6 protein-coding genes and 1 pseudogene are annotated in these 7,768 nt (G+C 63.8%); 6 read left to right on the forward strand and 1 reads right to left on the reverse strand.

Features of this window, described 5'->3' with window-relative positions; genetic code table 11:
• The first annotated feature begins 1 nt into the window (after position 1).
• From ACH49N_RS36520 to ACH49N_RS36545, 6 genes are all read left to right on the forward strand, one after another.
• Positions 2-820, forward strand: coding sequence for a type III pantothenate kinase (locus tag ACH49N_RS36520; RefSeq protein ID WP_159919025.1), 819 nt, complete (start codon positions 2-4; stop codon positions 818-820).
• A 121-nt stretch (positions 821-941) separates the two neighbouring features.
• Positions 942-1,475 carry a cysteine dioxygenase family protein gene (locus ACH49N_RS36525; protein ID WP_159919026.1) on the forward strand — a complete coding sequence of 178 codons (534 nt, stop codon included), beginning with the start codon at positions 942-944 and terminating at the stop codon, positions 1,473-1,475.
• Positions 1,472-1,894: a rhodanese-like domain-containing protein gene (locus tag ACH49N_RS36530; RefSeq protein WP_358277818.1), complete on the forward strand. Its 423-nt coding sequence runs from the start codon at positions 1,472-1,474 to the stop codon at positions 1,892-1,894. The genes ACH49N_RS36525 and ACH49N_RS36530 overlap by 4 nt, the downstream gene beginning before the upstream one ends.
• Positions 1,895-1,964: 70 nt before the next feature.
• Complete coding sequence (lysS, locus tag ACH49N_RS36535) at positions 1,965-3,476, forward strand: lysine--tRNA ligase (protein ID WP_358277816.1); 1,512 nt, start codon at positions 1,965-1,967, stop codon at positions 3,474-3,476.
• A 139-nt stretch (positions 3,477-3,615) separates the two neighbouring features.
• A complete protein-coding gene (locus ACH49N_RS36540; RefSeq protein ID WP_109326469.1) occupies positions 3,616-3,969 on the forward strand; it encodes an Lsr2 family protein in 354 nt (117 codons plus the stop codon).
• A 968-nt stretch (positions 3,970-4,937) separates the two neighbouring features.
• Positions 4,938-7,475, forward strand: a complete 2,538-nt coding sequence (locus ACH49N_RS36545) for an ATP-dependent Clp protease ATP-binding subunit (RefSeq protein ID WP_109326470.1) — start codon at positions 4,938-4,940, stop codon at positions 7,473-7,475.
• Positions 7,476-7,539: 64 nt separating this feature from the next.
• Here the strand turns inward: ACH49N_RS36545 and ACH49N_RS36550 are convergent.
• Positions 7,540-7,768 (reverse strand): annotated as a pseudogene (locus ACH49N_RS36550) (TIGR03086 family protein); the annotation flags it as partial.

Here is a 7,768-nt window from a genome sequence, read left to right on the forward strand (position 1 = left end):
GGTGCTTCTCACCGTCGACGTCCGGAACACGAACATCGTTCTCGGGCTGTTCACCGGATCCGGCGAACACTCGAAGCTGGTGCAGGACTGGCGGATGCGTACCGACCAGCGGATGACGGCAGACGAGTTGGCGCTGATCTTCCGCGGACTTCTCGGCGTGCACGTCGACCAGATCACCGGTGTGGCCGCGTTGTCGACGGTCCCGTCCGTGTTGCGCGAGATTCGGGTCATGTTGACGCGGTACTGGGGTCACGTTCCGCACGTGCTGGTGGAACCGGGAGTCCGAACCGGTGTCCCGCTGCTGGTGGACAACCCGAAGGAAGTCGGTGCCGACCGGATCGTCAACAGTCTTGCGGCGCACCATTTGTACGGTGCGCCGTGCATCGTCGTGGATTTCGGCACGTCCACCTGTGTCGACGTCGTGTCGGGCAAGGGGGAGTTCCTCGGTGGGGCTATCGCCCCCGGGCTCGAGATTTCGTCGGACGCTCTGGCGTCGCAGTCGGCGGCGTTACGCAAGGTGGAGCTGCTCCGCCCCCGCTCGGTGGTCGGTAAGAACACCGTCGAATGCATGCAGTCGGGTGCGGTGTTCGGTTTCGCGGGTCTCGTCGACGGTTTGGTACGTCGGGTCCGCAAAGAGCTGCCGGCTTTCGCAGGCTCCGATGTGGTGGTGATCGCGACCGGTGATCGCGCGCCGCTGATCATGCCCGAGACGGAGACCATCGACGAGCACGAACCGGACCTCACTCTCGAAGGCCTGCGGCTGGTGTACGAGCGGAATCAGGCCCGCCGTGGGACGTCCCGTCGAAGTCCGCTCGACTGACGGGTTCCGTCCGCCCGGAAGATGTGCCACAATGGTCGGCGTGAATCGCTGCACGAGTGCTCAGGAGTGTTGTCGAGGCTGAACGCTGCCTTGACCAATTCACACTTCTGGAGTCTCTCTCGTGCTCGCAACGTATTCTTCTGCAGCTGTACCCACCCGTCTTCGTCCGGCCGATCTGCTGCGCATCACCGATCAAGGTGCTGCCGAGGTCCTCGACGGCCGGCACGACAACCTCCTCCCGCATCGATGGCCGACCGATGAACGCTGGTCCTCGCGGCTGTACAGCGACGACGACGTCGATGTCTGGCTGATCAGCTGGGTTCCAGATCGAAACACCGAATTGCACGACCACGCAGGCTCTTTCGGGGCGCTCACCGTTCTCAGTGGGGCTCTCTCCGAGTTCCGCTGGGCGGGTGACCGCCTGCGTCACCGGACGTTGGAAGCAGGCGATCAGGCTTCCTTCCCGCTCGGATGGGTTCACGACGTCGTGCGAGCCCAGGACGTGCCCGGAGCGAGTGTTTCGACGCCGACTCTCAGCGTGCACGCCTACTCGCCGCCGCTCACGGCCATGTCCTACTACGAGGTCACCGAGCACGGCACCCTGCGCCGCACCCGCAGTGAACTCACCGATCTCCCCGAGGGCGGTTCGAAATGACCATCGATCAGATGCTCGAAGAGGCTCGCACACAGATCGACCGGATGTACGCGTTCGAGCTGCCCGAGGCGGTGGCGCGCGGTGCGATCGTCGTGGACATCCGACCGCAGGCGCAGCGGGCCGTCGAAGGCACACTGCCCGGCGCTCTGGCCATCGAACGGAACGTGCTCGAGTGGCGCCTCGACCCCACCAGCGCGGCGCACCTGGCATTGGCGGTCAACCACGATGTGGAGTGGATCATCGTCTGCTCCGAGGGCTACACGTCGAGTCTCGCTGCTGCGTCATTGCAACAACTGGGCCTGCACAAGGCGACCGACCTCGTCGGCGGGTACAAGGCGATCAAGGCGGCGGGACTTCTGGGAGCGCTCATCGGCTCGCAGCACTGCACGCGCGAGCTGGCCACCGTTTCGGCCCATTGACCGGAAGCCGGCCGACGCCCGAAGACTCCTGAATAGGGGCGCCGCGGGCGGTCGATTAGGCTGGTGACCCGTGAGTGAAGCAGCAGACCAGCCAGTCGACGACACCCCCGAGCAGCTCCGGATCCGTCAGGAGAAGCGTGCGCGGATCCTCGCGGAGGGGCGCGAGGCGTACCCGGTGTCGGTTGCGCGCACCCACACGCTGTCGGAGATCCGCGCGAAGTACCCGGAGCTGGCGCCCGACACCACGACAGGTGACGTGGTCGGTGTCGCGGGTCGTGTCATCTTCGTCCGCAACACGGGCAAGTTGTGCTTCGCGACGCTGCAGGAAGGCGACGGCACCCAGCTGCAGGCGATGATCAGCCTCGCCTCTGTCGGGGAGGAGGCGCTCGCGTCCTGGAAGGCCGATGTCGATCTCGGTGATTTCGTGTTCGTCCACGGTGAGGTGATCAGCTCCCGTCGCGGCGAGTTGAGCGTGATGGCCGATTCGTGGCAGATCGCCGCGAAGTCGCTTCGTCCGTTGCCGGTGGCGCATAAGGAGATGAGTGAGGAATCGCGCGTCCGGCAGCGTTACGCCGACCTGATCGTGCGAGCAGAGGCGCGCGAGAATGCGCGCAAGCGGGTGGCCGTAGTGCGAGAACTGCGCAATGGTCTCGAGCGCCGCGGATTCCTCGAGGTCGAGACACCGATGTTGCAGACGCTCCACGGTGGCGCCGCGGCCCGGCCCTTCGTCACTCATTCCAATGCCCTCGACATCGACCTCTATCTGCGTATTGCGCCGGAACTGTTCCTGAAGCGGTGCGTCGTCGGCGGTATCGAGAAGGTTTTCGAAATCAATCGCAATTTCCGGAACGAAGGCGTCGATTCCACCCATTCGCCGGAATTCGCGATGCTCGAGACCTACGAGGCCTACGGCACGTACGACGATTCCGCCGTCATGATCCGTGAACTGGTTCAGGAAGTCGCCGAGGCGGCTTTCGGGTCGACCGTGGTGACACTTGCGGACGGCACCGAATACGACTTCGGTGGTGAATGGAAGACCCTCGAGATGTATCCGTCGCTGTCACAGGCGATCGGTGTCGAGGTGACCCCTTCGACCACCGTCGACGAATTGCTTGCGCTCGCTCAGAAGGTAGGCCTCGAGGTACCCAAGGACAAGGGGTACGGGCACGGAAAGCTTGTGGAAGAACTGTGGGAGCACCAGTGCGGCGACCAGTTGTACGAGCCCACGTTCGTTCGCAACTTCCCGGTCGAGACGTCTCCGCTCACGCGGGACCACCGGACCGAACCGGGAATCACGGAGAAGTGGGACCTGTACGTGCGCGGCTTCGAGTTGGCCACCGGCTATTCGGAATTGGTCGATCCGGTGATTCAGCGTGAGCGTTTCGTCGATCAGGCCCGGCTGGCCTCGGCCGGTGACGACGAGGCGATGGTCCTCGACGAGGAATTCCTCGCCGCGATGGAGCAGGGAATGCCTCCCACCACCGGTACCGGAATGGGAATCGATCGACTGCTCATGGCATTGACTGGATTGGGAATCCGGGAAACAATCCTCTTTCCCATTGTTCGCCCCTCGTCCCGCTGATTCACCTCGACGAAATCGTGCGAATAAAATAAGTCCATTCTCCGTATTCCGAGACGACGAATCAAGGGTATGGTTACCTCCGGGTAGTAGCTCGCGTTGACGATGACACGTTCGCTTCATTCGAGAGGAAATTCATCCCATGGCCAAGAAGGTTACCGTCACCCTGATCGACGACGTCGATCAAGAGGCATCTGCTGATGAGACCGTCGAGTTCGGACTCGACGGTGTCCAGTACGAGATCGACCTTTCCTCGGAGAATGCGGCTAAATTGCGCGAGCAGCTCGACGTGTGGGTTTCGCATGCCCGAAAGGTCAGTTCGCGCAAGCGTGGCAAGACCGTGGCGGCAGCCCCGGCCGCGACCAAGTCCCGCGTTTCTGTCGACCGGGAACAGAGCGCCGCGATTCGTGAATGGGCGCGTAAGAACAACAAAAAGGTTTCTGCACGCGGACGGATCTCCGCCGAAATTATCGACGCGTACAACAAAGCGAACTGAATGTCGGCTGGGAACAGAATACGCTGAATCGGTCCCCGGGAGCCTTCTCGGCTGTTACGGTCCACGACTGATCGGATAATCGGTTAATGCGGGACCGGCCACGCCTCGTTGCGTGCGGATTCGGCAATTCTGTTCCTAGCGTTCGGGCAGTAGGCCGACAGGGGACCGACCTCGCCGTAACAGCCACTTCAGTAGCGGAATCTTCCCTGTCCGGTGTGCTGCGCGAAGCGACAACATAGATGCTCTCGCCCACACCGACCTGAACCGTCGTGTGCTCGCCGACCTCCGGCCGTGGCCCGGACCCGACTTTCCCGCCCCATCGTCACCGCCGGTTTCCGGCGAGCTTTCGGATGCTTCCTCGAGGCGCCGCAGGATCTGCTCTGGCCTCAGTCGTGTCGGGGGGACTGCGTCGGCAGGGAGTGGGTGGCGAACACACAGGTCATCGACATACCCTGTCGGGACAGGCCGGACTGGCGGGCTTTCTGTTCGTGCGGCAACGCTGCGACGGAAACGACTGCATGCGGGTTGCGGACTTCGCCGGACTGTCGAAGCTTGGCAGCTGTCGTCGACCCATCCGGCAACGTCCTTGCGACGAACAACTGGACAGAAGTATCTGTTCGAGCCCAACCCCGGCGGCTACGAAACGGTGGCCTCAGCGGACGTGCGGTCCTTGTTCGCTCCCGGCGTACAGGGAAGCGAAACGATTGCCGGAGCTGGGGCGTTGAATACGATAAGCAGGCTCGCCCGCTCACCTAAAGGGGTGGAGGGGCAGCAGGTCGATCGGCAGCCAACTAGAGTATGAGATGGGGTCGTGGAACCTTCGTCGGTTCGAGGCTGAGGCGCCAGTTCAGGGCTGAGGCGTTCGAGCAGGCGGCGGCGATCTGCTTGTTGTGCCGGAGCGAAACGCGGCGAACAGGGACGAGACACCCGGTCTCGTGACTGCTCGTCGGAAAGTGTGAGGGAGAGCGATGTTCGAGAGGTTCACCGATCGCGCACGGCGCGTTGTTGTCCTGGCTCAAGAAGAAGCCAGGATGCTCAACCACAACTACATCGGTACGGAGCACATCCTGCTCGGCCTCATTCACGAGGGCGAAGGTGTCGCTGCCAAGTCGCTGGAGTCGTTGGGCATCTCCCTCGAAGGAGTGCGCAGCCAGGTCGAGGAGATCATCGGCCAGGGCCAGCAGGCCCCGTCCGGCCACATCCCCTTCACCCCGCGTGCCAAAAAGGTCCTGGAGCTCAGCCTGCGCGAGGCGCTGCAGCTCGGACACAACTACATCGGTACGGAGCACATCCTGCTCGGCCTCATCCGCGAGGGTGAAGGTGTCGCGGCGCAGGTGCTGGTCAAGCTTGGTGCCGATCTCAACCGCGTGCGCCAGCAGGTCATCCAGCTGCTGTCCGGTTACCAGGGCAAGGAGCCGGCCGAAGCGGGCGGCACTCGCGGCGAGGCGGGCACCCCGTCGACGTCGCTGGTGCTCGACCAGTTCGGTCGCAACCTCACCCAGGCAGCCCTCGAAGGCAAGCTCGACCCCGTCATCGGCCGCTCGAAGGAAATCGAGCGTGTCATGCAGGTGCTGTCGCGCCGTACCAAGAACAACCCCGTGCTGATCGGCGAGCCCGGTGTCGGTAAGACCGCCGTCGTCGAAGGTCTGGCCCAGGCCATCGTCAACGGTGAGGTCCCCGAGACGCTCAAGGACAAGCAGCTGTACACGCTCGACCTCGGGTCGCTCGTGGCCGGCAGCCGCTACCGCGGTGACTTCGAGGAGCGCCTGAAGAAGGTCCTCAAGGAGATCAATACCCGCGGCGACATCATCCTTTTCATCGACGAGCTGCACACCCTCGTGGGTGCCGGCGCGGCCGAGGGCGCCATCGACGCGGCCTCGATCCTCAAGCCCAAGCTCGCTCGCGGTGAACTGCAGACCATCGGTGCCACCACCCTCGACGAGTACCGCAAATACATCGAGAAGGACGCCGCACTCGAGCGCCGGTTCCAGCCGGTGCAGGTCGGCGAGCCGACGGTGGAACACACCATCGAGATCCTGAAGGGTCTTCGCGACCGCTACGAGGCGCATCACCGCGTGTCCATCACGGACGGTGCACTCGTTGCTGCCGCCACGCTGGCCGACCGCTACATCAACGACCGCTTCCTCCCCGACAAGGCGATCGACCTCATCGACGAGGCCGGAGCGCGGATGCGTATCCGCCGGATGACCGCACCGCCGGACCTGCGCGAATTCGACGACAAGATCGCCGATGCCCGCCGGGAGAAGGAATCTGCGATCGACGCGCAGGACTTCGAGAAGGCCGCGAACCTGCGGGACAAGGAGAAGACCCTCGTCGCGCAGCGCGCGGAGCGGGAGAAGCAGTGGCGTTCCGGTGACCTGGACGTCATCGCCGAGGTCGACGACGAGCAGATCGCCGAGGTTCTGGGCAACTGGACCGGCATCCCCGTGTTCAAGCTCACCGAGGAGGAGACCACGCGTCTGCTCCGCATGGAGGAGGAGCTGCACAAGCGGATCATCGGTCAGGAAGACGCGGTCAAGGCTGTCGCCAAGGCCATCCGTCGTACCCGCGCCGGCCTGAAGGATCCGAAGCGTCCGTCCGGTTCGTTCATCTTCGCCGGCCCGTCCGGTGTCGGTAAGACCGAGCTGGCCAAGTCTCTCGCCAACTTCCTGTTCGGCGAGGACGACGCTCTCATCCAGATCGACATGGGTGAGTTCCACGACCGCTTCACCGCGTCGCGGCTGTTCGGTGCCCCTCCCGGCTACGTCGGCTACGAAGAGGGCGGCCAGCTCACCGAGAAGGTGCGCCGCAAGCCGTTCAGCGTGGTGCTGTTCGACGAGATCGAGAAGGCACACCAGGAGATCTACAACACCCTCCTGCAGGTGCTCGAAGACGGCCGTCTCACCGACGGCCAGGGCCGGACCGTGGACTTCAAGAACACGGTGCTCATCTTCACCTCGAACCTCGGAACCTCGGACATCTCCAAGGCTGTGGGCCTCGGATTCACATCGGGCAAGGGCGACGAGTCGAACTACGAGCGGATGAAGCTCAAGGTCAACGACGAGCTGAAGAAGCACTTCCGGCCCGAGTTCCTCAACCGCATCGACGACATCGTCGTCTTCCATCAGCTCACCACCGAGCAGATCGTCAAGATGGTGGACCTGATGGTGGCACGCGTCGAGGTGGCGCTGAAGAACAAGGATATGACCATGGCGGTCACCGACAAGGCCAAGTCGCTTCTGGCCAAGCGTGGCTTCGATCCGGTCCTGGGTGCACGGCCGCTGCGCCGCACCATCCAGCGCGAGATCGAGGACCAGCTGTCGGAGAAGATCCTCTTCGGCGAGGTCGGCCCCGGTCAGATCGTGTACGTCGACGTCGAGAACTGGGACGGCGAGGGTGCGGGCGAGGACGCGAAGTTCACGTTCCGCGGCGAGACCAAGCCGGTCACGGTGCCCGATGAGGTTCCGATCGACCTGGCCAAGTCGGGTGCGTCCGACTCGGAGTAGGTAACTATCACACGAACGGGCCGCCGGTGGATTTCCACCGGCGGCCCGTTCGTCGTATGCGAGGTCAGAAGCTCTTGCGTCCGGACCAGTTGGCCAGGCGCTCGGTCGGGCCCGCGGCAGGCTGGGGATCGACCACTTCGGCAAATGGAACATGTCCACCGCGGACTTCGGCCGGAATCGCCTGGCGGGCGACGGCGAGCGCCGCTTCGGCGAGCGCGGGCCCAGTTTCGGAGTGCTGACCGGTGGCGACAGCGACGTCCCAGCCGTGCACCAGTGTCTCGTTGATGTATCCC

Source organism: Rhodococcus sp. NPDC019647, from assembly GCF_044389235.1.
In the GTDB taxonomy this organism is placed as follows: Bacteria; Actinomycetota; Actinomycetes; order Mycobacteriales; family Mycobacteriaceae; genus Rhodococcus_F; species Rhodococcus_F oxybenzonivorans.

What these genes read in the sequence shown, in the direction of transcription:
- ACH49N_RS36530 (WP_358277818.1), top strand. Translation starts at nt 1,472, where the DNA reads ATGACCATCGATCAGATGCTCGAAGAGGCTCGCACACAGATCGACCGG.
- ACH49N_RS36545 (WP_109326470.1), top strand. Translation starts at nt 4,938, where the DNA reads ATGTTCGAGAGGTTCACCGATCGCGCACGGCGCGTTGTTGTCCTGGCT.
- ACH49N_RS36540 (WP_109326469.1), top strand. Translation starts at nt 3,616, where the DNA reads ATGGCCAAGAAGGTTACCGTCACCCTGATCGACGACGTCGATCAAGAG.